This window comes from Thalassospira australica (genome assembly GCF_044790785.1).
GTDB classification, from domain to species: domain Bacteria; phylum Pseudomonadota; class Alphaproteobacteria; order Rhodospirillales; family Thalassospiraceae; genus Thalassospira; species Thalassospira australica_A.
The window spans coordinates 3,530,694-3,557,691 of the sequence record NZ_CP085258.1; the positions used below are offsets into that span (position 1 = coordinate 3,530,694).

Below are 26,998 nucleotides of genomic sequence, written 5' to 3' on the forward strand. Positions count from 1 at the left end.
TCGATCACCCCAGCGGCCAGGGAAGTTCAATCAGGTCTTGAAGCATCCCGGCCGGGAAATCGAGAACCAGTGACCACGCAAGAACACACAGCCCGCCAATCGCAAGCCCGGTTAAAAGCAACGTCCGAAGCCACGATGCCTTTGCCTTGACCCGAAGGAAGGCAATGAAGAACCCGGTAATCGCAATCAGGAACCCAAACACAGCGGTTGCGGCCACCATTCCGGCAACCCAAAGAACGTAGTGCCAAAGACCTGCGGTCGGCTTCACGTCCTGATGTTCCAGATCAAACTCATGATCAAAATTGGCCGCATGCGACGGTGGCGATACAATCAATTGCCAGATCAAAATCGCCGAAACGACAAACATTACGACCGAAACCGCACCGGTAAAGACGCTGCCAAGGAAGGAATGCTGGGTTGCATCCCAAATTCCGAACGTAAAGAACGCCAGAATCACCCCCGCAAACAGGATTTGCGGCCAGCGTTTCGGATTGTGGGAATGACTGCTTTCTTCTTCTTCAACCGGATTTACCGGGTGTTTGCGCATGCCCATAAGAACGGAAATGACTGTCAGAGCCGCGATAATTACCACACCTGGGCGGGTCAAGAATTCCCAGTTGTAGAATTGCAGGGCCTGATAAAGGTAGGTTTCCGTGTTGGATGCGAGCACAAAACCAATCAGAAACGCCGGGCGAGGCCAGCCAAAGCGTTTCATCAGCACACCAAGAACGCCAAGCACCAACAAGGCGATCATATCGGAAAGGGATCGCGTCGCCTGAAACGCGGCAAAGCAGATCACCGTAATCATGAACGGCGCAAGATAACCGTATTTGATTGTCGTCAGGCGCGAGACGAACGGCGAAATCAGCAATGCACCGCCAGCACCGACCACATTGGCAATCGCGAGCGACCAGATAATCGTGTAGGTGATGTCAAGGTCTCGCCCGACCATTGCCGGGCCGGCTTCAAGACCGATCAGGACCATACCGCCAAGGAAAACGGCCATGCTGCCCGATCCGGGGATACCAAACAGCAGCGTGGGGACAAGCCCGCCACCTTCTTTGGCGTTGTTCGCACTTTCCGGTGCCAGAACACCGCGAATATCGCCTTTGCCGAATTGGGATTTGTCTTTTGCGGTCTGAACCACATGGCCATAGGCGATCCAGTCGACAACACTTCCGCCAAGTCCGGGCAGGGCCCCGACAATGCTGCCAAGACCGGCACAACGCAGGCATAACCATTTGTGACGGATCATATCCCGGATGCCATCGCGCCACCCCATACCAAGGGTGCCCTTATCCGAAATGGATCGATTTTGCCGGCACAGGTCGATGATTTCAGGAAAAGCAAACATGCCCAACCCGACAATGACGAGTGGCAGACCATCCATCAGATAAACGGAGTCAAAGCTCATGCGGAGTTCGCCGGTGGCCGGAGCCGCACCAAGTGCACCCAGCAGCAGGCCAAGGCCTGCAGCGATCACGCCTTTAGGCAGGCTTTTACCGGCAAGAACGCCGACCATCGACAGACCAAGAACAGCCAGCATAAAGAGTTCAGCCGAACCAAATGCCAAAATCAGAGGCCGCGCGATCACGACAAAGCCGGTCAGGATAACGGCCCCTACCAGGCCCCCGACCAAAGATGCCGAAAATGCGGCCCCCAGCGCACGGGCACCATGGCCTTTTTTGGCCAGAGGAAAACCATCAAGAACTGTTGCTTGTGATGCACTTGATCCCGGTATCCCCATCAAGACAGATGTAAAGGTATCCGAGGTCGGGATAACAGCAACAAGACCGATCAACATGGCAAGTGCCGAAATCTGGTCCATGCCATAAATGAAAGGTAACAGAAGAGACAGCCCGACAATCCCGCCCAAACCGGGCAGAATGCCGACAATCATGCCCATTCCAACCCCCAGCAAAAGATAGATCAGATGGGTTGGCTGCGCGAAATGAGACAGTGCCGTCATCATTGCATCAAGCATCAGGAAACTCCGTCAAAAGACAAAGTTCGCCCGTTCCCTTGAAACGACCAGACAGTCGAAGGGTGAAAAAGCGGGGTGGGCAAGGCCACCCCGATCAGGAAACGGGAGACTTCAGATTTTCAGTTAGAACTGAACCGAATATTTATCGGTCAGCCATTTTTGCACCCACTCGCGGGCTTCTTCTGGAACGTTCACAGCCGTGCGGAAAATACGCTCTGCAGGCTCGCCAACGATCTGTTTGTATTCGCCCAGCGTTGCCTGTCGATCCGCGACAAAGCTTTCATCTTCGGTTGCTGCCTGTGCGGCATCACGATAGGCCTGCACGATTTCCTCAGGCGTATCTTTTGGCAGGAAGACCATTTTCTGAGCCGGGAAACCGGCAATGAAAAAGGCTTTATATGCTTCCCAAGCGGGACCTGAAGGTTTTTCACCCTTCATCATCTCGTATGCTTCCGGGAAACTTGGCAGGTCGGGGAAGGAAGGATCGCGCACGATATTGCCGTCATCGTCGATCGCCCCCCACGAGAACAGCGGAACAGCGCTGCCGATATCAACAAGTGGTGTAACGTTGTTAATAAAAGCCGACGAAGTCTGGTAATCAATGTTGACCTCGCCACGCTCAAAAGCAAGACGACCGGCCCCACGGCCTTTCATGCCAAACACGGCATCGACATCAAGTCCCAGCAGTTCAAACGCTAGCAACGGAACCAGATCAAGGGACGTCGCGCCCTGACTACCATAACGCAACTTGACGGTTTCAAGTGCTTTCATGTCAGCAGCCGACTTAAGACCAAGATCGGAATTCACATAAACAACACCACCCGTCGGCGAAGCCAAAACCACGCGCCAGTCACGCATTTCATATTGCACGCGTTTGTCGCGCAACAGATACGGAAACTGGGTTGACCCGGAAGTTCCGATAGCGGTCAATCCATCAGGTTTGGCGCGGGCTTCAAACTGGTTGGCACCCGAAGTAGAACCGCCGCCCGGAATGTTCTTGACGACAACGGTCGGGTTTCCCGGCAGAAAGACACTGAAATACGGCGCCCAGAACCGACCCCAGGTATCAGTCCCCCCACCTTCACCAAACGGAATAATCAGTTCGACACGATCCCCTGCAAAGTCGGCATCCTGTGCGGTTGCTGTACCGGCAAAGCCAAAAGCAATTGCCGCAGCCGCACATGCGACTTTGAATGATTGATTAACGGTTTTTCCCCATGACATTGGGCTTTCCCTCCATAACGGTTGTTTTCTGTCGAACGGAAGGAAGAAGCGCGTGACGCACAGACGGGCATCAAGTGTCGATTTCCTCCCATTCAGGCTTTCGGCTGTTATTGTTCTTCTGACCGGTCGTTGCCGGGAGTGCCGTTTGCCTATGACGCAAAACCTAAACCAAAAAGCTGTCAGTTTGCTGTCTAGGGTCAAATTTTTAATTTTCGAAGCCGTTTTCGATGTTATTTAGGCAGAATGCGTATCCTGATCGTAGAAGATAACCTTGTTCTGGCCGACAAAATCGCTGCTGCCCTACGGCAGACCGATCATGCTGTCGATCTGGTGCATGACGGCGAAGATGCTCTTCGACTTGTTCTGCAAGAAACCTTTGATCTTCTGATTCTCGATTTGTCGCTTCCGGGACTGGACGGGATTGAAATTCTGAAAACCGTGCGTGCACGCAAAATCAATTTGCCCGTCATGATCCTGACCGCGCGCGGCAATCTGGATGAACGTGTCGCCGGTCTGGATGCCGGGGCAGACGACTATATGGTCAAACCCTTCGAGCTGTCGGAACTCGAAGCCCGGGCGCGTGCCCTTTTACGGCGCAATATCGGGCAGCGTAATCCAGCCATCACGGTTGGAAAACTGACATTCAATTCGGTGGATCGGTCCGTCACGGTTGATGGACAACCTGTTTCGCTAACACCGCGCGAACGTGGCGTGCTGGAGATCCTGCTGCTGAACATAAGCCAGGTGATCAGCAAGGAAAAAATCGCCCTGCATCTGTTCGGTTTTGATGATGAGGCCAGCGTAAAATCCATCGAGCTTTACATCAGTCGCCTGCGCAAAAAAATTGCTTCCTGTGATGTCGAAGTCCGGACTATTCGCGGACTTGGCTATATGATTGACGAATGACCGAAAACGCTACCGCCATATCAACATCATTGCGTGCAAGGCTCCTGCGCTGGCTTTTGCTGCCCGGATTAATTCTGGCATTCGGGCTGTTGGCCAAAAACTATCTGACCGTCAGCGAAATGGCCAATCGTATTCAGGACCGGCTACTGGTCGCACTGGCGGTAACGATTTCCGAACACGCAATCAATTCGCGGGGCGATTTGCTATCGCGTGATATCGAGTTGCTGCTCGAGCAGTTCACCCGCGAAAACACTTATTACCGTGTACAGGGTCCGGACGGGGCGTTTGTGACGGGGGATTTTGGTCTGCCGCGACTGCCCGATGGCATTACTCTGGAACCGGGTGTCCCCCATTTCTATAACGCACACTATCGCAACGAGGACGTACGCGCGGTAACCATGAAATATCTGGTTTCCAATCCGTCGTCGAACATCTATGGCTGGGTCACCATTGATGTCAGCCAGACCCGTCGTGAACGCGACAATCTGATTTATGACGAACTTCTCGGATCGACCACTGATTTTCTGGTTCTAATGTTTCTCGGCGGCGTTTTCGCGTGGATCGGCGTTTCACGCGGACTTGCCCCCTTAAGACGCCTTCAACAGGCAATCCGCCGCAGATCAACTGATGATTTGCGGCCAATTCGCCATGCCATGCCCAAGGAAGTCACCGAGGTCGTCAGATCTCTCAATGCACTTTTGGCGCGTCTGGAAAGCTCAATCACGGCCAATCAGCGTTTCATCGCCGACGCATCACACCAGTTGCGTACCCCGCTCGCGACAGTACAGGCCGAAGCCGAATGGGCCTTGCGCAATGCCAGCGACCAACAAGACCGTCAAGCTCTTGAACGTATCGTCAGTCAAACCCGTCAGACGGCCAGACTTGCCAACCAGCTTCTGAATCTCGCGCGGGTGTCTCCGGAAGGCCGAAAGGCTGTCCGCTACGAGAAGACTGATCTCTTGGCCCTTGCCGCCTCGGTGACATCCGGGATGGTTCGTCATGCCATCCGCCACAATATTGATCTTGGCTTCGACGATCAAAGCGAGGGCATGAGCTGTGAAATTGAAACAGGAAACGAGGTTCTGCTTCAGGAAATGCTTTGCAACCTGATCGAAAATGCCATCGTCTATGGCAATCCCGGTACGATTGTTACGGTGCGCGTCATTGGCCGCGGTGTTGCTGTAGGACCGGTTTTGGAGGTTGAAGACAACGGCCTCGGTATCCCGAAAAAAGACCGGAACACGGTTCTGAAACGTTTCGTCCGCCTTGATGAGCAAAACGGCGAAGGATGCGGCCTTGGACTGGCTATTGTCAAAGAAGTTGCCAACGCACATCACGCCGTTATGTCCCTTGAAGATGGCAAAGACGGTGTTGGCCTGAAGGTGCGGATTGCATTCCCGCGCTAACCGGTTTTATCGGTCTCGTTGCAGACAAAAGACCAGCACGTCGTGTGCCGGTCTTTTGTCTTTCGAAGTTCAGGCCGCTTTCTTGTCTGGACAAACGCCCACCACCTGCTTGTGATCGTTCTTTTCGACCGCAAACACAATCAGCGCGATCAGGCGATAAAAACCATGCACAAACTTGCCATATGGCATGGACAGAAACAGTGTCATCACAACACCAAGATGGATGCTTAACATCACCCCGACATATTGCGTGTCACGCACAAACATCAGGCAAAGTCCGGTCAGACTTGTCAAAAACAGCAGAATCAGAAAACTGACATCCATACCCTTGTTCGTTTTGCCTTTCGGGGCGGCATCTGCCTTGGCCTTCAGGATCAGCAGTCCTGCTGGCCCCACAATAAGACCTAGTCCCCCCAGAATGCCAAACAGTTTGGGCAGGCTCAAATACCCATAAGGTGCAGGAAGATCGAAGCCATAATGCAAGACCGTGGCCGACGATGTGGCAGCAAAGCACAGCATGAAGCCCCAGAATGTCATCTGATGGAACCACCGCCTTGCCATGGAGGGCGTTTCGCTTGGATACGAGCATCCCTGCCCGTTACCCCCATCCAGATATTTCAGCGAAAGAGCATCTTTTATCCCCTGCATAACGCGGGGATAATCAAGCCTGAAAGGACTTGGCAAATTCATTGTCCGCCAGAATTTAACAATCGAAGCCAGCAGCGCAAGCAGCACAAATCCACCGACTGCACCAAACATTGCGGCCAGGACATCATGCGAAATCACGCCGTAAAATGCGTTGTCGTGCGCTGCAAGGAAATCTTCCCCGGTGAGAATGGCCGTTCCGCCCAGAAAAAGCGTGATCACAACGATTGACAGAAAACTGACCCAAAGACCGTTATTGGCAAACAGCTTGCCCATAAAGCCCGGCCACGCATAAACGCCGTAGTTTTCCTGCCTGAGCTCCGCCATCGCGGCCGGAACGTTAAGCTGAAATTCGTGCGGCGGTGCATATTGGCAATTGTGATAACAAGCCCCGCAGTTATGGCAAAGGTTTGCCAGATAATCGAGCGTATCGGAATTGAATTCCAACCGCAGTTCCATCGCTTGGAAAACGGCACAATGTCCCTCGCAATAACGGCAGGCATTGCAGATCGACATCACGCGGGCGGCTTCGGTTGTTTTATCGGTTGAGCGCATAATCGGCAGCCTCCCTTCCTGCAATTCGTCCAAACACATTTCCAATCGTCATGCCAATCCCGGCAAGATATCCCTGGCCCAGAACGTTTCCGGCCATAATTTCACCCGCAGCAAAGATGTTCGGGCTTTCGGTCCCGTCGGCCATCTGCATCTGCGCCTTTTCGCTGACTTCCACACCGAGATAGGTGAATGTGATGCCCGGCCGCAGGCAATAGGCGCTATAGGGGGGATGATCGAGGGTTCGGGCCCAGTTGGTCTTGTTCACCACAAGCCCGCTGGTATGAACCCCATCCAGTTCGGTATGATCAAATTTTCCCGGTTGAACCGCCTCGTTATAGTCGGCAACGGTTTTCTCAAGCGTCGCGGGATCCAGACCGATCTTTTGGGCCAATTCGCCAATCGTATCGGCGACCACGGCGGGGAAAACGGGGGGCATAAAGGCACCGCGCGCTTTCTGGTCAATAATCACATGGGCCACCTGATCAGGTTGGTCCGCAACAAGACGGCCCCAGATCGCGTATCGCTTTGGCCAGAAATCCTCGCCTTCATCATAAAATCGCTCGGCATTCCTGTTCACCACAATGCCAAGCGACACGCAGTCAACCCGCGTGCAGATTCCACCGTCAAACTTTGGCGCACGCCCGTCAATTGCCACCGCATGGCACTGATTGGGTTCCCCGATCTGCCGGGCCCCGGCATCGAGCAACATGCGCAGCAAATCACCGCGATTATAGGGCGTCCCCCGGATCAGGAAATTTTCGGCAATGTCGCCCCATGCCTCTTTCAGCCACTCGATATTCGCTTCAAATCCGCCGGCTGCCGCAACGAACGCATTTGCCGAAATGGTCTGATCGCCAACCTGAAGGCTTTTAAATCTTCCTTCCGAAATCTCTACGGATGTGACCATCGCATCGTAATGAATTTCAACACCAAGCTTATCGGCATGCCGATAAAGGGCGTTTAGCAGTTGCTTGCCCCCGCCCATAAAGAACGCATTCGTTCTGCCCAAATGCAGGGTTCCGCCAAGTGGTGGCTGGAATTGCACACCGCGCGCCTCAAGCCAGTCAACGGCTTCTGTCGATTGGCGCAGGGTCATGCGGGCGAGTGTTTCGTTGGTTTTCCCCTTGGTCACCCGCATCAGGTCATCCCAGTATTCCGCCTCGTCATAAGTGCCGCTCAAAACCGACAAGGGGCCAATATGCATGGGTCGCAAATTGCGGGTATGGCGGGTATTCCCGCCGCGATGGGTTCTGGGTGCCCCTTCCAGCAGACAGACGCGCGCGCCTTTTTCCGCAGCGACGATCGCGGCAATCAGCCCCGCCTGCCCGCCGCCCGCGACAAGGACATCATAATGATCAGATTCAGTTTTCACGGCGTCTCCACCTCTTTTCGCATTTCAATGGATACTATTGTATACAATTGTCTCCAACCTTGAGATTTCAGCATGCTTGTGTCAAGTTAAAAACCAGACAGAACAAAGCAGGTACCTTCTCATGAGCCCAGATTCCGCCGATCACCAGCCCCGTGGGGAAGTTGCCTATCAAAAGCTTCTGGCAGCTATCCAGCATGGCGAACTCAAGCCGGGAACCCGAATCCGCGAGGTGGAAGTTGCTGAAAGGTTTGGAATCAGCCGCACCCCGGTGCGCGATGCCATTCGGCGTCTGGAAAGTGATGGGCTGCTGATCCACATGCCGCGACACGGGGCCGTCATCAAGGAACTCGATCATCGTGAAGTGATCGAGCTGTATGAAATTCGCGAAGTTTTGGAAGGAACAGCCGCCCGCTATGCCGCGCGCCACGCATCAGAGCTTGAAATCGCCGAACTGGAAGATCTGAATGAACTGATGCTGAAAAACGGGCAGGACCCGGTGAAAGTTGCAGAAGCAAACCGGCTGTTTCATCAGGCGCTGTATAGAACGGCGAACAATCGCTATCTTATTGATGCACTTAATTCTTTATCGAATTCAATGGCGCTTCTGGGCGGTACGACGCTTCAATATGACGGCCGCCCCGAAAGTGCCTATCAGGAACATAAGAACATTATCGACAGCATCCGGTCCGGCAACGCCGATCAGGCCGATGCCGATGCAAGACATCACATCCGAAGCGCACAGAGGCTCAGAATCAAACTGCTGCGCGAATAAGGCGCCTAGTTAAGACTGTAATGGTCGCATACCCCCGAATTATGACAATTCGGGTGATTGCTGCATCAGTCTGATTTTATGCAGGATGATGAGGGAGCGATGGAGCAGTGATTACGCTTTGTAAACACTGCTCCACGGTAGACCCGGAGGGACTTGAACCCCCAACCAGACCGTTATGAGCGGTCGGCTCTAACCAATTGAGCTACGGGTCCCCAAGACAAAAGTCCGGGGTAAAAAAAGGACCGCACCAGATGACTGGCGCGGTCCCGAAAACTAGCGATTTTCGGGCCAAGGTCAAGCCCGAACGTCGCATGATTTTTAATAATCGAGGAACGAACGCAATTTGCGCGAGCGCGACGGATGCTTGAGCTTGCGCAGCGCCTTTGCCTCGATCTGACGGATACGTTCGCGGGTCACGGAGAATTGCTGGCCAACCTCTTCGAGGGTGTGGTCAGTGTTCATCCCGATCCCGAAACGCATACGCAGAACACGTTCCTCACGCGGGGTGAGCGATGCCAGAACGCGCGTGGTGGTTTCACGCAGGTTGGCCTGGATCGCGGCATCAAGCGGCTGAACGGCGTTCTTGTCCTCGATGAAATCGCCAAGATGGCTGTCTTCCTCGTCCCCGATCGGGGTTTCAAGAGAGATCGGCTCCTTGGCAATTTTCAGGACCTTGCGGACCTTTTCAAGCGGCATCTGTAGTTTTTCTGCCAGCTCTTCCGGGGTCGGCTCGCGACCGATTTCATGCAACATCTGGCGCGAAGTACGGACCAGCTTGTTGATGGTTTCGATCATGTGAACCGGAATACGGATCGTGCGGGCCTGATCGGCGATGGAACGCGTGATCGCCTGCCGGATCCACCAGGTCGCATAGGTCGAGAATTTGTAACCGCGACGGTATTCGAATTTATCCACCGCCTTCATCAGACCGATATTGCCTTCCTGAATAAGATCGAGGAACTGAAGACCGCGGTTGGTATATTTTTTGGCAATGGAAATCACGAGACGCAGGTTGGCCTCGATCATTTCCTTTTTCGCACGTGCCGCTTCGCGTTCGCCCTTGTTGACCACACCGTAAACACGGCGGAATTCACCAATCGGCAAACCGACTTCGGCAGAAACACCGCCAACCTGTTCACGCAGCTGGGCAATTTCATCGGGATAGCGTTCAACAAAAGCCTTCCAGCCCTTGCCCGGCAATTCGCTGACGCGTTCCATCCAGTTCGGGTCAAGCTCATGGCCCTGATACTGTTTGACGAAATCGGGACGTTTGATCTTGCAACGGTCGGCAAAGCGCAGAAGCTTGCCTTCAAGGCCCAGCAAACGGTTGTTCAAGCCGGTGAGGTGATCAAGCAGTTCCTCGATACGGAAGTTGTTCAGATGAACATCTTCCATAAGGTCGACCATCTCGCCTTTCAGCTTGGCATAGCGCTTTTCGGTCGCGGCCGGAACGGTCTCCCCCTTGTTCATCGCAACAAGGCGCTGTTCCTGTGCCTTGTGCAATTTCTCATAGGTTTTGGCGATCAGTTCGAACTTCTCAAGAACCTGCTCGGTCAGTTCTTCTTCCATTTTGGAAAGCGAAACGTTGACCTGCTCGTTCTCGTCATCATCCTCGTCGTCATCACCCTCGCGCGCCTCGCCCTCAGAAGATTCGTCAGACTCTTCGTCCTCGTCATCTTCTTCCTTGTCGTCAGCAGGCGCACCGGTCGGTGCCGGCGTTTCGGTTTCGGCTTCTTCTTCGTCCTCGTCAGCATCGCTTTCGACAGGAGTAGCTTCGAAGTCGTCGCCCTCGGCCTCTTCGCCTTCTTCAGCAGCGATTTCGGCATCCGGACCACCGCCATAGGTGGTTTCCAGATCGATGACATCACGAAGCAGAAGGTTGCCCGCCTGGAGCTGATCATGCCAGTTGACGATCGCGCGAATGGTCAGCGGGGATTCACAAATCCCGCCAATCATCATGTCACGACCAGCCTCGATACGCTTGGCAATGGCGATTTCGCCTTCACGCGACAGCAGCTCGACACTGCCCATTTCACGCAGATACATACGTACCGGGTCATCGGTACGTCCGACATCATCTTCGGAGATATTGCCGCTCGGATCCGAGTCTTTCTCGTCATCGTCGTCCGAGTCGTCGCCATCTTCGCCATCGATAACATTGATGCCCATCTCGTTGAGATTACTCATCACGTCTTCGATCTGCTCGGATGAAAAATGCTCCGACGGCAAGGCAGCATTCAGTTCGTCTACCGAGATGTGGCCCTTCTCCTTGCCTTTGGCAATGAGCTTCTTGATGGCCGCCTTATATGTATCGAGAAGAGGTCCGTCTGCGGTTTCAGAAGAGTTCTTTTTCTCTTCAGCGTTCGAAGTCTTAGACGACATCTATTCCCCGTTTCCCGCTGGGTACAGTTCGTACCGTTGTTGTCCCAAGCACTGTTTTCATCAGCGCAAATCACAAATAGCCCGAACGCCGATCCCGCATACGAACGCATGCATTGATCAGTCGTCGAGCTTAAACACTTTTTCCCGGCGTCGGGCCAGATCGTCGCGTCTGTGCGAAAATCTTTCCCATTCTTCATCGCTGATATCTGCTGCCAACTGTCGGACGGCGTATTTTGCCTCTTCGTCCTCCAGGGAGCTTACAGCCATAGAAAAAACCTGTTCCCAACCCGCACGAGCCCGTTCGAGCGGCGTTTCGGGCCTGGCGAAAGCGGCGTGCGCCAAAATGTCCGCACCAACCACCCGCAATACTGTCTCTGACAGCCCGTCGCGCTCCAAATGGGCCTTGATTGCATCGGAATCAAGTCCGGGATCACCGTCAAGCAGCTTTAAGACGGCCCGACGAAGATTGTCAAGTTCGGAGTCAGCACAAGTGTAAATTCCAAGCCGCTCGCCAACATCCTCGTGCAAATGGGGATGGTTGATCAACGTTACCAGCAAAATACAGTCCTGTACGCCCCGCCGCTTTTGCATTGGCGGGCGCGACATCCCCGGGACGGCTTTCCCGGCCGGTTCCCAGAAATAGTCTTTTTTTCCGCTTTTGCCACCCCGGCCAAATTTTTTATTCTGATAATTACCAGTTCCGCCCAATCCGCCAGATCCTGAACGCTGTCCGCCCCCTCTGGTGCGATCCCCCCTGAAAAGTTGCCAGACGCGATCACGGAACATCGATTGATATTGCGATCTGACGGCGTCATCCCCGATTGCGGAAATACGTTTCTGAATATCGGCCTCAAGTGCCGCCCGGCGTTCTGGCGTATCGATTGGCCGTCCGGAAACATCCATGCGCCACACCAGCTCTGCCATCGGCACAGCGGTATCGAGTATCTTGCGGAAACTGGCAAAACCGTTCGGAGTTGCCATCAGACTGTCGGGGTCTTCGCCTTCGGGCAGGATTGAAAACAGCAATGATTTTCCCGGACGCAGGATCGGAAGAGCACGTTCAGCCGCACGCACCGCTGCTCGTTTACCTGCAGCATCACCATCAAGACACAGGATCGGTTCGTTGGTCATTTTCCAAAGTTCGCCGATCTGTTCTTCGGTCACCGCCGTGCCAAGTGGCGCCACCGCGCCGCGGAAGCCCGCGCGATGAAGCGCGATTACATCCATGTATCCTTCGGTCACGATGATCGGAGCATCCTGCTGACTGGCTTCGCGCGCCTGCGGCAGGCCATAAAGAAGTTGGCCCTTGTGAAACAATGGCGTATCAGGGCTGTTAAGGTATTTCGGCTTGGTATCGCCCATGACGCGCCCGCCAAAAGCCACAACACGCCCGCGCCGATCAAGGATCGGGAACATCACGCGCCCGCGGAACCTGTCATAGGTCTGACGCCCCTGATCTTCGGGCTCGATCAGGAGCCCCGCTTCGATCATCAGGGCTTCGTCAAATTCCTCGCGCTTGAGGGCTGCCTTGAGCGCCCCGCGATTGTCGGGCGCAAAACCCAGCCGGAATTCCGAAATCGTTTTATCGTCAAGCCCACGGCGGCGGAAGTAATCAAGCCCTTCGCGCCCTTCAGGCATATGCAGGACGCGCTCATAAAACGCACAGGCGGCTTCCATCACTTCATATAGTGTCTTGGCCTTCTTTTCGCGTTCTTGCGCTTCACGGGATGGCTTGGGTACGTCCATGCCGACCTGGTTGGCGAGAACTTCGACCGCCTCGACAAAGGTCAGGCCACGGGTATTCATCACAAAGCTGATCACGTCACCATGCGCGCCACAACCAAAGCAGTGATAAAAGCCCTTTTGCTCATTGACCGTGAAAGACGGGGATTTTTCGGAATGGAACGGACACAGACCGGAATACTCCCGACCGCGCTTGATCAGCTTCACCGACGTACCGACAATATCCGCCAGCCCGACGCGCGCCCGCAGATCGTCAAGAAACGACTGGGGAAAGCTCATGATTGTCCCGATCCCGTGATCATGTTGATGCCAAGCCCCGTTCTACCCTTTTATTGACTTCATATCTAAATCCGGGCTTTGGGACGACGAAAGCCGGACGATTTTACACGCCCGGCTTCCATAAAAAATACCTATTCTCGAAATCAGCCGAGAAGTTTTTTCGCAACACCACCGGCTTTGCCGAAATCCATGCAGCTGGCATATTTTTCGCGAAGAACCGCCATCGTCCGTCCCATATCCTTAAGACAAGTCGCCCCAAGGTCTGTCACAACCTCTTTGACAGCGGCCTCGATTTCCTCATCGGACATCTGCTTGGGCAGGAACCGCTCAATCACACCGATCTCGGCGGCTTCCTGTGCCGCAAGTTCGGGCCGATTGCCCTTGGTATACATTTCGATACTTTCGCGACGCTGTTTAACCATCGCCTGCAGCAGGGTCAGGATTTCCTCGTCGGAAATGCCATCGGTGTTCCCCTCGCCGCGTGCCGCAATATCGCGTTCCTTGAGTGCCGCCAGTATCAGGCGCACGGTGGTTACGGATACGGCATCCTTTTCGAGGACGGCCTTTTTCAAAGCGTCTGTAAGCTGCGATCGCAGCATGGCTTATCTCTGATTCTGTGGAAGAAAGGAGCGAACATACCGCAAAAGCGCCATGTAAGCAAAGAAAACCTCATTTATTAAGCTGTTGATTTTAAACAATAAATAAAAGTTCGGATGCATCCTTGACAGGGCCCCGCGACTCCCGTAGACATCCGCCAATTTGCCTGCCGGGATGAGGTTTTACCCCGCCTTCAGCATATTACACCGACGCCGTTCGGCATTTCGGCGGATCATGCTGAAAACACCTCGCCATGTCCGCATGCCCGATATGCAGGGGAATTGGGCCGTTTTGCTCGGCCTGTTCGTAATTTTTATATATAAAGACTCCGTGTCTCACCGTGGAAAGATCGAAAGGACATTCGCCAATGTCAGCGCCCACGCACACCCCGCCTCCTGGTGCTTCTGCCGTTCTGGTACTTGCCGATGGTTCTGTTTTTTGGGGACGAGGCGTCGGTGCCCAAGGAGAGGTTGTTGGCGAAGTCTGCTTCAACACCTCGATCACGGGCTACCAGGAAATCATGACCGATCCGTCCTATGCCGGGCAGATGATCACTTTTACTTTCCCCCATATCGGCAATGTCGGCACCAATGACGAGGATATCGAAAACACCACTCCCGTGGCACTTGGCTGCATCCTACGCCAAGACATTACCGAACCATCCAACTACCGTTCACAAGGTCATTTCAACGACTGGCTGGCAAAACATGGCCGGATCGGAATTGCCGGTATCGACACCCGCCGCCTGACCAAACGCATCCGTAACGAAGGCGCACCCAACGGTGTGATCTGCCACAATCCGGACGGCAGATTCGACATTGATGCGCTGATCGCCAAGGCCAATGACTGGCCGGGCCTTGAAGGCATGGACCTTGCCAAGGACAATAGCTGCACCGAGGGTTATGACTGGGACCAGACGCTGTGGACACGCGAAGGCGGTTACGGCGAACTGGGCAATGCCAAACACCATGTCGTTGCCATTGATTATGGTGTGAAACGCAACATTCTGCGCAATCTTTCCGCCCTTGAATGCAAGGTATCGGTTGTTCCGGCAACGACGTCCGCCGAAGAAATCCTTGCGATGAACCCGGACGGGGTTTTCCTGTCAAACGGCCCCGGCGATCCGGCGGCAACCGGCGAATATGCGGTTCCGACCATCAAAAAACTGATCGACAGCGGCAAACCGGTTTTCGGCATCTGCCTTGGTCATCAGATGATGGCGCTTGCCCTTGGTGCGAAAACCAAAAAGATGGATGTCGGCCATCGCGGCGCGAACCATCCGGTGAAAGATACCACAACCGGTGTCGTGGAAATCACCAGCCAGAACCACGGTTTTGTCGTCGACAAGGACAGCCTGCCCGACAATGTCGAAGCAACGCATTTCTCGCTGTTTGACGGATCACTTGCCGGGCTTCGCCTGAAAGACAAGCCGGTCTTTGCGGTGCAGTATCACCCGGAAGCATCCCCGGGGCCGCACGATAGCCATTACCTGTTCAAACGTTTCGTTGGCCTGATCGAAGACGCGAAAGCCTGATAGCGCGACAACATCAGCGACAAGCGATTAACGGACTTAATTTCGGGCGGTGCAGCAATCGCGCCCGCCACGCCAAAAGCGGAAAAAGACATGCCGAAACGTACAGATATCAAATCCATCCTTATCATCGGTGCCGGCCCGATTGTGATCGGTCAGGCTTGCGAGTTCGACTATTCCGGTGCGCAAGCCTGCAAGGCCCTGAAGGAAGAAGGCTATCGCGTCATTCTGGTCAACTCGAACCCGGCGACGATCATGACCGATCCGAACCTGGCCGATGCGACCTATATCGAACCGATCACGCCCGAAATGGTCGCCAAGATCATCGAAAAGGAACGCCCGGATGCCCTGCTGCCAACCATGGGCGGTCAGACAGCACTGAATACCGCGCTGGCACTTTATGACGATGGCACCCTTGATAAATACGGCGTTGAGATGATCGGCGCGAAAAAGCACGTGATCGAAAAAGCCGAAGACCGTCAGCTTTTCCGCGAAGCCATGGACAAGATCGGCCTTGAAAGCGCGCGTTCCGCAATGGTCCGCACCTTTGAAGAAGCGGTTGTCGCCCTTGAAACCACCGGCCTTCCGGCGATTATCCGGCCAAGCTTCACCCTTGGCGGTGAAGGTGGCGGCATTGCCTATAACCGCGAAGAATTCGAACAGATCGTTCGTAATGGTCTGGCGATTTCGCCGACCCACACGGTTCTGGTCGAAGAATCCATTCTCGGCTGGAAAGAATACGAGATGGAAGTTGTCCGTGACAGCGCGGATAACTGCATCATCATCTGTTCAATCGAAAACGTCGACCCGATGGGCATTCATACTGGTGACTCGATCACCGTCGCCCCGGCCCTGACCCTGACGGACAAGGAATACCAGATCATGCGCGACGCCTCGCTGGCGGTCCTTCGCGAGATCGGTGTGGATACCGGCGGTTCGAACGTGCAGTTCGCGGTCAACCCCGATGATGGTCGTCTGATTGTCATTGAAATGAACCCGCGCGTGTCGCGTTCGTCTGCACTGGCGTCCAAGGCGACCGGCTTCCCGATTGCCAAAATCGCGGCCAAACTGGCTGTTGGTTATACGCTGGACGAGCTTGATAACGACATTACCGGTGTCACCCCGGCTTCGTTCGAGCCGACCATCGATTATGTCGTCACCAAAATCCCGCGCTTCACCTTTGAAAAGTTCCCCGGCGCACAGGCGCTTCTGGGGACGGCGATGAAGTCGGTTGGCGAAGCCATGTCGATTGGCGGTTCATTTGCCGAAAGCCTTCAGAAAGGCCTGCGGTCGATGGAAACCGGCCTGACCGGTTTGAACGAAGTCAAAATCGAAGGCGCACCGGACAAGGCCGCGATCCGCGCAAAACTGACCCAGCCAATGCCGTTCCGTGTGCTTTACGCGGCACAGGCATTCCGCCACGGTCTGACCCTGTCGGAAATCCAGTCGGCGACCAAATTTGACCCATGGTATCTGCGCCAGATCGAAATGCTGGTTGCCGAAGAAGAACAGGTTCGTGCCAAGGGCCTGCCTAAGGACAAGCAGGAACTGCTGCGCCTCAAGAAGCTTGGTTTCTCGGACGCACGTCTTGCCGAACTGGTGGGCATGGAAGAAGACGACGTTCGCGCGATCCGTCACGCGATGGAACTTCGCCCGGTTTATAAACGCATTGATACCTGTGCCGCCGAATTCCCGTCGCGTACCTCGTATATGTATTCGATTTACGAAGGCGACGGTTTCTTTGAACCGGAAAACGAAGCCGAAGTAACTGATCGCAGGAAAGTCATCATTCTTGGTGGCGGCCCGAACCGTATCGGTCAGGGGATCGAGTTCGATTATTGCTGTGTGCATGCGGCTTATGCACTTCGCGAAGTCGGCATCGAAGCCATCATGGTCAACTGTAACCCGGAAACGGTTTCGACCGACTATGACACTTCGGACCGCCTGTATTTCGAACCGCTGACGGCCGAAGACGTGATCGAGCTTTGCCAGCTTGAGCAAAGCAAAGGCGAACTTCTTGGTGTGATCGTTCAGTATGGCGGCCAGACCCCGCTTAAACTGTCTGCAGCCCTTGAAAAGGCAGGCATTCCGATCCTTGGCACCAGCCCGGACAGCATCGACCTTGCCGAAGACCGCGACCGGTTCCAGGAACTGATCCACAAGCTGGGCCTGAAGCAGCCGGCCAACGGCATTGCCCGCTCGGTCGACGAGGCCGTCAAGATCGCCGAAAGCATCGGTTATCCAATCGTTATCCGCCCAAGCTACGTACTGGGCGGCCGTGCGATGGAAATCGTTCACACCACCGAAGACCTGCTGCGCTACATGACCGAAGCCGTTCAGGTTTCGGGCAAAAGCCCGGTTCTGATCGACAGCTTCCTTCAGGATGCCATTGAAATTGATGCCGACGCGGTTTCGGACGGCCAAAACGTCTTTGTCGCAGGCATCATGCAGCATATCGAGGAAGCCGGTATCCATTCCGGTGACAGTGCCTGCTCGCTACCGCCCTACTCGCTCGGTCAGGACATGATTGACCGCCTGAAAGAACAGACCGTTCAACTGGCCAAGGCGCTTGATGTTGTCGGCCTGATGAACGTTCAGTTCGCGATCAAGGGCGATGTGATCTATCTGATCGAAGTCAACCCGCGCGCCTCGCGCACCGTCCCGTTTGTCGCCAAGGCAACTGGCAATCCGATTGCCAAAATCGGCGCACGGGTAATGGCAGGCGAAAAGCTCTTGGACTTCAAGATCAACGAAGGTCCGTTCAAACATATCGCGGTCAAGGAAGCGGTTCTTCCGTTCAACCGCTTCCCGGGTGTCGATACCCTGCTTGGCCCGGAAATGCGTTCAACCGGCGAAGTCATGGGCCTTGATACCGATTTCGGTCGCGCCTTTGCCAAGGCGCAGATGGCAGCAGGTCACGATCTGCCGCAGTCGGGCAAGATTTTCATGTCCGTCAAAAACTATGACAAACCGGCCGCTGTTCAACTCGCACGCGATGCGATCGGGCTTGGCTTTGTGATCGTTGCGACACATGGCACTGCCGAAGCGCTTGAAAAAGAAGGGCTGGACGTCACCCCGGTCAATAAGGTACAGGAAGGACGTCCCCATATCGTGGACATGATGAAGAACGGCGATATCAACCTGGTATTCAATACCACCGAGAGCAAACAGGCCGTGGTCGACAGTTTCTCGATCCGGCGGACGGCACTCAGCAACGATATTCCGTACTACACCACGATTGCCGGTGCCCGTGCGACTCTGCGCGCCATCGACAACCTGAAACGCGGAGCACTTGCAGTGCGGCCCGTTCAGGAATATCTTGGGGATGAATACTAAGGTTCCTTACCGAACCCGTTGAACGAGTTTAGACCGCCCGGCGGTATCTGCCGGGCGGTTGATTTTGTAGTATCGATCGCTAATAAAATAGGCTGTGAGCGCGATGGAAAAAGTACCAATGACCCCGCAAGGGCATCAGCGCCTCGAAGAAGAACTGAAGCACCGCAAATCCGTTGAACGCCTTGAAATCATAAAGGCAATCTCGGAAGCGCGCGAGCATGGCGATCTTTCGGAAAACGCCGAATACCATGCTGCACGTGAACGACAGAGCTTCTGCGAAGGTCGGATTGCCGAACTGGAAGATGTTCTTAGCCGTTCCGAAGTCATCGATATCAAGTCGCTGGCTGGATCGGTCGTCAAATTTGGCGCGACCGTGCATCTTGTCGACGAGGATACCGACGAAGAAACCACCTATCAGGTCGTCGGCCCGATCGAGGCGGACATCAATTCCGGCCGCATTTCGACAACATCTCCGATTGGCCGTGCGCTGATCGGCAAGGCTGTTGGTGAATCCGTAGAAGTCACCGTGCCCGGTGGCACAAAGAGCTACGAGATCCTGAAGGTCGAATTCGCCTGATCCGATTGCGATATCTTGCGAAAGTACGGCCCGATAAACATCGGGCCGTTTTTTTATAATTACAATTAGGGTATCTCTACAGATAAAATAGCTGATATTAAAGTTGCTATTTTTTCTTCAATCGTTCAGTTCTGGGGCAATTCTCATCAGAGTCTCTTTTAAACGCGAAACCGAATACGGCATTGATGCCTCACCAACATGCGATGAATCCGCGAAATAAGACCATGTGCCATCGTGTAGCTTACATGCCTCTCTACCGTCTCGGCACCAAATATCTACCGGGGACAGAACCGTAATGTCATCAAAGACCCGGTTCACAAAACCGTCGATACTTTCTGTCATTTCGAGAGCTTCATCGTAATTCACAACGGAAAGCTCTGAGAGAGCTTCCTGATATCGCTCCGAATTGGCATACATAACCGGTAGCAAATCCTGTGGCCAATTTACAGTTAAGTGTCCGCCGATGATAAATACTTTTGCGCCCTTTGACTGCCAATGACGTATTGTTTCGGCAATGAATACCTGCCAACGATCAAAACCACATCCAATTTTTTCGATCCTGCAGGAACTATTAAGAATATCTTTGCTGTAACCAAACCAGTTTTGTGAGAAAAAAACATAGTCGTAAGATTTGTCTATTTCGTAGAGCTTTCTGCGTAAATCGTTACAAGATATGCCATTAAAAGTATCTTCGAAATCGACTCCCTTAAGGAGAACGCAGCCACCACGGCTAACAATATCCACTTCACCTTTGACTACACCCGATGCTTTAACGATTGGTGCGACATATTGCTGAAGTAAAGAATCACCAAAGAAAAGAATTTTGGATTGATGATCATTCAGATCAACATCAAAACCACGCTGGAAACGTTCGTGAAATGTGGGCTTCTGCATTTCCGAAATTTCGAACGAAAACGGGTTCAGCAATTTGAAACGTTGGGGCACTCCCTGCGTTAGAGCGATCACCAAACCGGCAGAAGCAACAACGCCAGTCATCCCAACCAATCCAAAAGCTCCCAAGTAACCGGTAAGATTATTGCGGCGAACAACATTACGGCATGGGCGCTCTATATATCGATAGACAAGATATGAAGCAGGCAGACAAATCAGAGTCGTTACTACAAGAACCTGAAAAGACTGATTTTTTTTAAAAATTTCTAGAAATAGAAGAGCCGATATGACCGGCTGATGCAGCAAATAGAGTGGATAAGAGATTAACCCGACGCCAACCAGAAAAGGTCTGGACAGTATCCAACCCACAACCGTTCCTTTGGAGAAAAGTATAATTAAAGCCGTAGCCAAGCATGGCACAAGTGCCCACATTCCGGGAAACGGCGTCTCGCCAGTCATCAAAAAAGATGACAATAAAACGATCAACATTCCTGAAATGGAAAGAAAATTCTTCGTTCCGAAAGAACAAGACAGATTTACGTGCCTTGGAAGCAGAGCGAAAAAAGCACCTATTAATAGCTCAAATGCACGATAGTGAGGCAAAAAATAGGAAGAAAAAGCATTTTGTGATATCGCAATTTCCGAGAGCACCAAAGAAGAAGCCACCAAAAATAATATCAGCCACAACGCCCTTTTCTCGCCTGCCCACCAGATAAATCCGACAAGAACAGCGGGCCAAAAAATATAAAACTGTTCTTCAACCCCCAAAGACCAAGTATGAACTAGCGGGCTAGCCTCCACACCAGAATGAAAATAATCAACACCTTCCGAGAAAAGGATATTTGACATACCAAAAGCAGCAAAAAATGCCTGCTTTCCAATTTTATCAAATAGATTCAGGTCATAAAATATAAAACCAAACGAAATTACTAATAAAATCACAAATATCAGCGAAGGTAATATTCGCGCTATTCTCTTTTTGTAAAAAGTCAAAAAAGAAAAACTTCCCTGACTAACATCATTGATGATAATGCCTGTGATTAAATATCCACTAATCACAAAAAAAACATCAACACCAATGAAGCCACCAGGAAACGCACTGACCCCAGAGTGAAAAAGAATAACGAGGAACACAGCCAAAGACCGCAATCCATCTATCTCTGGCTGATATTGGTCTTTATGCATTTTTGAATAAAATTAGCGTTCTCAAAATCAACACAAGTAGAAACAAAATTAAAATTGATGTTTCTACAACACTCAGTCCTCGGCCTCGATATCAATCGGGACGCCTGGCTGGCTTTTGGCAGTACGAATAGATAGCGCTGATTTGACGTGATTGACGTTCTCGGCGACCGTCAGTTCGGTCGTCAGAAACCGCTGATATTCATCCCAGCTGTGCGACACGATTTTCAAAAGGAAATCCATCTCGCCCGCGACCATGTGGCATTCGCGTACTTCCGGCCATGCAGCGGCACGGCCTTCGAAGGCGCGCAGGTCATGTTCGGCCTGACTTGCCAAACCGACAAGCGCGAACACGGTGACATTGTATCCCAACGCCTGCGCATCAACATCGGCATGATAACCCTGAATGAAACCGGCTTCTTCAAGCGCACGGACGCGACGCAAACAGGGCGGCGCAGAGATACCTGCACGACGAGCAAGTTCCACATTGGTCATGCGGCCATCTTCCTGGAGATCGCGCAGAATTCTGCGGTCGATCTTGTCGAGTTTGACCCGTTGCATTTATTCCTCGATTCTGTGCGCTGAACTTACCCCGGACGAAACAATATTACAGGGGGCCAGTAAGCTGGCAATAATATATTCAGCGACAGAAAGCAATCTGCCCTTTTGCAGTGCGCAGAAAAGCCCTGCACAATTTTGTATCAAAACCTTTCAAACCGCCATTTTCTGCCAATCGGAACGAAGGGGTGAAATGCCCGATCAGGTAGCGTTACGAAAACCTCGCAAAACATCGTGCGAGGCGGTTGCGCAATGCCATATCACCCCATATGTTCGAAACCTGTTTTTCACCGACCACAATATGCAAAGCACATGGCCCAAGAACATAACACCAAAGTCCTCATCATCGGATCCGGCCCGGCCGGTTACACAGCAGCAATCTATGCTGCACGCGCCAATCTGGAACCCATGATGGTTATGGGCCTGCAACCGGGTGGTCAGTTGACGATCACGACGGATGTTGAAAACTATCCCGGCTTTGCCGATGTCATCCAGGGCCCCTGGCTGATGGATCAGATGAAGGCGCAGGCCGTGCATGTCGGAACCAGAATGGTTCACGACCTGATCACCGAAGTCGACTTCTCGAAACGTCCCTTCGTCTGCAAAGGCGATTCGGGTGATATCTATGTCGCTGAAAGCGTGATCATTTCAACCGGCGCACAGGCACGCTGGCTTGGCCTTCCGGGCGAGGCAAAATTCAATGGTCGTGGCGTCTCGGCCTGTGCAACCTGCGACGGTTTCTTCTATCGCAACAAACCGGTTGTGGTTGTTGGTGGCGGCAACACCGCGGTTGAAGAAGCCCTTTATCTTGCCGGGATTTGCTCGAAGGTGACGCTCGTGCATCGCCGCGACGAATTGCGCGCGGAAAAAATGCTGCAGGATCGCCTGCTGAAGCATGAAAAGATCGACGTGGTCTGGGACAGTGTCATTGACGATATTCTTGGCGGTGACGGCCCGATGGACGGCGTTGAGGCCGTTCGTGTGCGCAATGTCAAAACCGGCGATCTGACAGACATCACTGCTGATGGTTTCTTTGTTGCGATCGGCCATGACCCGGCAACCGCCGTGTTCAAAGGGCAGATCGACATGGACGACGAAAATTACATCCTCGTCAAACCGGGCAGCACCACAACCAATGTTCAGGGTGTCTTTGCCGCAGGCGACGTAACCGACAAGATTTACCGTCAGGCAGTAACCGCGGCGGGCATGGGGTGCATGGCAGCCCTCGAAGCCGAAAAGTTCATTGCCGAGCATAACGAATAAGCACAGCAATCATCACCAGATACGACAAAGGGGCGCCAATGGCGCCCCTTTTTGCGCCAGCCGACCGGAAATATGACCGCATTCGGGAACGGCGAACATGTCATTTTCGGGCAATCCCCTGAGTTCATTTATGAATTCGGCGTGAACGAAATCACCACTTTCGCAATTGGTTGCTTGCAGATCGCGCCAAAGGCCTCATATTGATTTAATGATATCAGTTTGGAAGCAATTCCACATGCGGCTTAACAGTGTGGAAACCAAATGCTTCTAAGAAGAAGATAAAGAAGTATCAGGGGACTGGCGCGGCAATGGCGCGACAGTGACATTAGGAGCAGGTCTATGGACTGGGACAAACTGCGTGTTTTTCACGCTGTTGCGGAAGCGGGAAGCTTCACACACGCGGGGGAAAATCTCAATCTGAGCCAGTCGGCGGTCAGCCGGCAGATCAGCGCACTTGAAGAAAGCGTCAAGGTGCCGCTATTCCACCGTCACGCCCGCGGCCTGATCCTGACCGAGCAGGGTGAACTTCTGTATCGCACGGCCCATGACGTGTTCGCCAAGCTTTCCATGGCCGAAGCCCGCATTCGCGAATCCAAGGAACGCCCCAGCGGTCCGCTGAAGGTCACCACCACGGTTGCCTTTGGCTCAACCTGGCTGACACCGCGGATCAACGAATTCCTTGAACGCTATCCGGAAATCGAATTGTCGCTAGTGCTCAATGACGAGGAACTCGATCTTGCCATGCGCGAGGCTGATGTTGCGATTCGCATGCAGCCGCCCCGTCAGGCCGATCTGGTCCAGCGTCAATTGATGACGCTGCGCTATCATGTCTTCGCGTCCCCCGAATATATCAAGCAGTTCGGCATTCCGAAAAAGCCCGAAGACCTGAAAGATCACCGCCTGATCATTTATGGTGCGGATGCACGCCCACCGGTTTCGAACGTTAACTGGATGATGGCCGTCGCACAGCAGTTCAAACCGGACATGCGACCGATTCTGAAACTGAACAATATTTACGGCATCTTCCGCGCCACCGAATCCGGACTTGGCATTTCGGCCCTGCCCGATTACCTGCTGCCGACCGACAGCAATCTGGTGCGAATCCTGCCGGAACTCGAAGGTCCAAGCTTTGATGCTTATTTCGTTTATCCGGAAGAACTGCGTCATTCTAAACGCATTGCGGTATTCCGCGATTTCCTGATCGAGGAAATCAACAAGGTCAAAGCCAAGGTGAATGCGGCTGCTGCGGCCGATTAACGCAATCAGCCTGCGACAGAATCCCAAAGCCCCGCACCGAAATCTGCTGCGGGGCTTTTTCGTAATACTGGCAAGCATAAAAAAAATCCCCCGGTTTACTCAGCAACCTGCAGCAACAGGTTTCCAACCCAAAACCCTGGCGCGAATTGCCACCAATAACGACCTGTTGAACCAGTTGCTCCGCACGCGAAATCAGCTTTTCCGGAAAAACGCAGTCATAATAGCTTCAAATTACTGACATTTTTTCGCCATGCACTGAACGCATGGTTGGATTGTGGTTATTCTATTTTTAAGCGTAAGATCATATGCGTATATTCACACCAGAAGTTGTTAGCGACCGCGAAAGCGACGAGCGCTTTCATCTTTCCCTGATCTCCGCATGATCCGTATGCCGAAACGTTATTCGGCTTGGAATCTTCCCAGGATTCCACGTCTTCCGGACGTTAAAGCCTCCCTGTTGATCTTGCCGGTAGCTCCCCCTAGCTACCGGCATTTTTTTTCGCGTTCGCACAATTAATCAGCACCTTGCAGATCAAAAGTTTGGGAAACCGCGCATTAGTATACATAAATATTTTATATATTTCAGTCACTTAACTTCGTGATTCTTGTAGCCCAAGATTTATGCAATTTACGCATGGCTGAATGAGCAATTTGACAGTGGTGTTTCCCGTCAAAAACGCTATCTTTCTCTTCGAACCGCAGCGGTGAGCAACTGCATCGCGGTACAGAGTTTTCTCCCTGACCGAATTTTCGGTCTTTGTCGGGCGCCCTGCCCGGCATACCCAGGGCCCTGAGAAGGGTCCTACGTCTCCCAGACGTGAAGCCTCCCTGATAAACTTGCCGGGCATTCATTTGCCCGGCTTTTTTTTGCCCTGACGATATCCTCACCATCACCACGCGCAACTGTTACCCGTTGGCACCCGTCTTCACCTTGGCAGTCACACTGAAACCACGCAGTATGAGGCTTGCGCGCACGTGCGTCTGGTAACCGGGGATCAAGATCATGCAAAAAAACATCGGCCAGTTCCTGTTTGGCAAACCAGCGGAAGATCGCCTGCCGGAACGTGTGCGTCATGCGATTGCCCTTCAGCAGCAAGAGAGCGAAAAACTGATCGGCTGGGTGCAGCTGTTGCTGGTGACGATCTTTGCGACCCTTTACACCGTCTCGCCCAAAACATTCATGAACACCGGAATTCATCCCGTACCGTGGGCTTTGGGGTTGTATTTCCTGTTTACCTTTATCCGGCTGGCACTGTCTTATCGCGGTAGCCTGTCGAACGGGTTCCTGACCCTGTCGGTTATTGCCGATATTGGTTTGCTGATGGTCCTGATCTGGAGCTTTCATATCCAGTATATGCAACCAGCGAGCTTCTATCTAAAAGCGCCGACCATGATCTATGTGTTCATCTTCATCTCATTGCGTACCCTGCGGTTTGATCCGCGGTATATTTTGCTGGCGGGGGCAACGGCGGCAATTGGCTGGCTGATACTGGTCTTTTATGTGATCTGGAGCGAACGCGGCGAAAGCATGGTCACCCGGGACTATGTTACCTATCTGACATCCAATTCGATCCTGATCGGAGCCGAAATCGACAAGATCATTGCCATTGTTCTGGTGTCAACGGTGCTGGCGATTGCAGTGTTGCGCGCACAGCGTTCGTTTACCCGTGCCGTCACCGATGAAATCGCCGCAAGCGAGCTGTCACGCTTTATCTCGCCCGAGGTCGCCGCACGTATTACCCATGCAAATCAACAGATCAAACCTGGTGACGGTGAAGCCGCAAGGGCCACAGTCATGTTCACCGATATCGAGGGGTTTTCCGGCATTTCCGAAAAACTGAGCCCGCAGGAACTTGCCGCAATGCTCAACGAATATTTCGCCGCCACCAGCAACGTGATCAACAAACATGGCGGCGTCATCACCCAGTTTCAGGGCGACGCAATGCTGATTACCTTTAACGCCGTCAAAGCCGATCCCGACCACGCGTTAAACGCGGTTCAAACGGCAGTCGATATCACACGGCTCTGTTCGGAAACCACATTTTGTCATGGTGGCAAACTTAAAACCCGTTGCGGGATCAACACCGGCGACATCGTAATCGGTGCGGTTGGATCGGAGAACCGGCTGACCTTTACCGTCCATGGCGACAATGTCAATATTGCCGCCCGGCTTGAACAGCTTAACAAACAATATGGCAGCTACATACTTGCCACCGAGGATACGGTGAAGGCCTGCGAGGAAGGTTTTGCCTGGCAGGCGCGCGGCGAGGTCACGGTGCGCGGGCGCGAAACGCCAACACCGATCTTCAGCCTCTGACCGGATCAGGATTTTTACGACCATCCATATCCCCACAAAGAAAAAGCGCGCGGCGGGCGATTTGCCCGCCCCACGCTTTTTGGGGACAGATGGTCTTGGGGAGACCGGTCAGATACGGTGCCTTGACCTTGGGGTGCAGATCACTGCGGGGGACAGTGATTTTAAAGGTCCCGGTGAGTAGCGAGGGAGGGGCGCTTCACCGGCGTTTCCGCATCTGACAA

The 26,998-nt window shown here is 53.2% G+C and carries 18 protein-coding genes and 1 tRNA gene; 9 read left to right on the plus strand and 10 right to left on the minus strand.

Annotated elements, in window-relative coordinates:
• Positions 1-4: 4 nt before the first annotated feature.
• The gene (locus tag LG297_RS16535) at positions 5-1,984 is read right to left on the minus strand and encodes a tripartite tricarboxylate transporter permease (protein ID WP_404422179.1); all 1,980 of its coding nucleotides are present in this window, start codon (positions 1,982-1,984) and stop codon (positions 5-7) included.
• Positions 1,985-2,107: 123 nt separating this feature from the next.
• Positions 2,108-3,208, minus strand: a complete 1,101-nt coding sequence (locus LG297_RS16540) for a Bug family tripartite tricarboxylate transporter substrate binding protein (RefSeq protein ID WP_404422181.1) — start codon at positions 3,206-3,208, stop codon at positions 2,108-2,110.
• A gap of 243 nt (positions 3,209-3,451) precedes the next feature.
• Here LG297_RS16540 and LG297_RS16545 point away from each other — a divergent pair, with 243 nt between their 5' ends.
• On the plus strand, positions 3,452-4,114 hold the full coding sequence (locus tag LG297_RS16545; protein WP_404422183.1) for a response regulator: 663 nt from the start codon (positions 3,452-3,454) through the stop codon (positions 4,112-4,114).
• The gene (locus LG297_RS16550) at positions 4,111-5,520 is read left to right on the plus strand and encodes a sensor histidine kinase (RefSeq protein ID WP_404422185.1); all 1,410 of its coding nucleotides are present in this window, start codon (positions 4,111-4,113) and stop codon (positions 5,518-5,520) included. Before LG297_RS16545 ends, LG297_RS16550 begins: the two co-directional genes overlap by 4 nt.
• Before the next feature lie 69 nt (positions 5,521-5,589).
• On the opposite strand, the gene tcuB is transcribed toward LG297_RS16550, so the two are convergent.
• Complete coding sequence (gene tcuB, locus LG297_RS16555; RefSeq protein WP_404422187.1) at positions 5,590-6,720, minus strand: tricarballylate utilization 4Fe-4S protein TcuB; 1,131 nt, start codon at positions 6,718-6,720, stop codon at positions 5,590-5,592.
• The gene (gene tcuA, locus LG297_RS16560) at positions 6,704-8,092 is read right to left on the minus strand and encodes an FAD-dependent tricarballylate dehydrogenase TcuA (RefSeq protein WP_404422189.1); all 1,389 of its coding nucleotides are present in this window, start codon (positions 8,090-8,092) and stop codon (positions 6,704-6,706) included. Before tcuA ends, tcuB begins: the two co-directional genes overlap by 17 nt.
• A gap of 121 nt (positions 8,093-8,213) precedes the next feature.
• Here tcuA and LG297_RS16565 point away from each other — a divergent pair, with 121 nt between their 5' ends.
• Entirely contained in the window at positions 8,214-8,864 is a 651-nt protein-coding gene (locus LG297_RS16565; RefSeq protein WP_062959122.1) for a GntR family transcriptional regulator, read from the plus strand.
• Between the two features lie 138 nt (positions 8,865-9,002).
• On the opposite strand, the gene LG297_RS16570 is transcribed toward LG297_RS16565, so the two are convergent.
• The 4 genes from LG297_RS16570 to LG297_RS16585 all read right to left on the minus strand — a co-directional run bounded on the left by LG297_RS16570 (position 9,003) and on the right by LG297_RS16585 (position 13,867).
• A tRNA-Ile gene (locus LG297_RS16570) sits at positions 9,003-9,076 on the minus strand.
• 106 nt (positions 9,077-9,182) lie between these two features.
• On the minus strand, positions 9,183-11,246 hold the full coding sequence (gene rpoD, locus LG297_RS16575) for an RNA polymerase sigma factor RpoD (protein ID WP_404422191.1): 2,064 nt from the start codon (positions 11,244-11,246) through the stop codon (positions 9,183-9,185).
• A gap of 117 nt (positions 11,247-11,363) precedes the next feature.
• Entirely contained in the window at positions 11,364-13,268 is a 1,905-nt protein-coding gene (gene dnaG, locus LG297_RS16580) for a DNA primase (RefSeq protein WP_404422193.1), read from the minus strand.
• 143 nt (positions 13,269-13,411) lie between these two features.
• Positions 13,412-13,867 carry a GatB/YqeY domain-containing protein gene (locus tag LG297_RS16585; RefSeq protein WP_404422195.1) on the minus strand — a complete coding sequence of 152 codons (456 nt, stop codon included), beginning with the start codon at positions 13,865-13,867 and terminating at the stop codon, positions 13,412-13,414.
• Between the two features lie 365 nt (positions 13,868-14,232).
• Here LG297_RS16585 and carA point away from each other — a divergent pair, with 365 nt between their 5' ends.
• The 3 genes from carA to greA all read left to right on the plus strand — a co-directional run bounded on the left by carA (position 14,233) and on the right by greA (position 19,309).
• Positions 14,233-15,399 (plus strand): glutamine-hydrolyzing carbamoyl-phosphate synthase small subunit, encoded by a 1,167-nt coding sequence (gene carA, locus LG297_RS16590; RefSeq protein ID WP_404422197.1) that lies wholly within the window; start codon positions 14,233-14,235, stop codon positions 15,397-15,399.
• A 90-nt stretch (positions 15,400-15,489) separates the two neighbouring features.
• Positions 15,490-18,732 (plus strand): carbamoyl-phosphate synthase large subunit, encoded by a 3,243-nt coding sequence (carB, locus tag LG297_RS16595; protein ID WP_404422199.1) that lies wholly within the window; start codon positions 15,490-15,492, stop codon positions 18,730-18,732.
• A gap of 103 nt (positions 18,733-18,835) precedes the next feature.
• On the plus strand, positions 18,836-19,309 hold the full coding sequence (greA, locus tag LG297_RS16600; RefSeq protein WP_007089850.1) for a transcription elongation factor GreA: 474 nt from the start codon (positions 18,836-18,838) through the stop codon (positions 19,307-19,309).
• A gap of 117 nt (positions 19,310-19,426) precedes the next feature.
• Here the strand turns inward: greA and LG297_RS16605 are convergent, their stop codons facing one another.
• Both LG297_RS16605 and LG297_RS16610 read right to left on the minus strand, forming a co-directional pair.
• The gene (locus tag LG297_RS16605; RefSeq protein ID WP_404422201.1) at positions 19,427-21,385 is read right to left on the minus strand and encodes an acyltransferase family protein; all 1,959 of its coding nucleotides are present in this window, start codon (positions 21,383-21,385) and stop codon (positions 19,427-19,429) included.
• A gap of 72 nt (positions 21,386-21,457) precedes the next feature.
• A complete protein-coding gene (locus tag LG297_RS16610) occupies positions 21,458-21,943 on the minus strand; it encodes an Lrp/AsnC family transcriptional regulator (protein WP_404422203.1) in 486 nt (161 codons plus the stop codon).
• A gap of 309 nt (positions 21,944-22,252) precedes the next feature.
• On the opposite strand from LG297_RS16610, the gene trxB reads away from it, so the two are divergent.
• The 3 genes from trxB to LG297_RS16625 all read left to right on the plus strand — a co-directional run bounded on the left by trxB (position 22,253) and on the right by LG297_RS16625 (position 26,777).
• Positions 22,253-23,203, plus strand: coding sequence for a thioredoxin-disulfide reductase (trxB, locus tag LG297_RS16615; protein ID WP_404422205.1), 951 nt, complete (start codon positions 22,253-22,255; stop codon positions 23,201-23,203).
• A gap of 339 nt (positions 23,204-23,542) precedes the next feature.
• Complete coding sequence (locus LG297_RS16620) at positions 23,543-24,460, plus strand: LysR family transcriptional regulator (RefSeq protein ID WP_404422207.1); 918 nt, start codon at positions 23,543-23,545, stop codon at positions 24,458-24,460.
• A 1,003-nt stretch (positions 24,461-25,463) separates the two neighbouring features.
• Positions 25,464-26,777: an adenylate/guanylate cyclase domain-containing protein gene (locus LG297_RS16625; protein WP_404422209.1), complete on the plus strand. Its 1,314-nt coding sequence runs from the start codon at positions 25,464-25,466 to the stop codon at positions 26,775-26,777.
• Positions 26,778-26,998 lie beyond the last annotated feature (221 nt).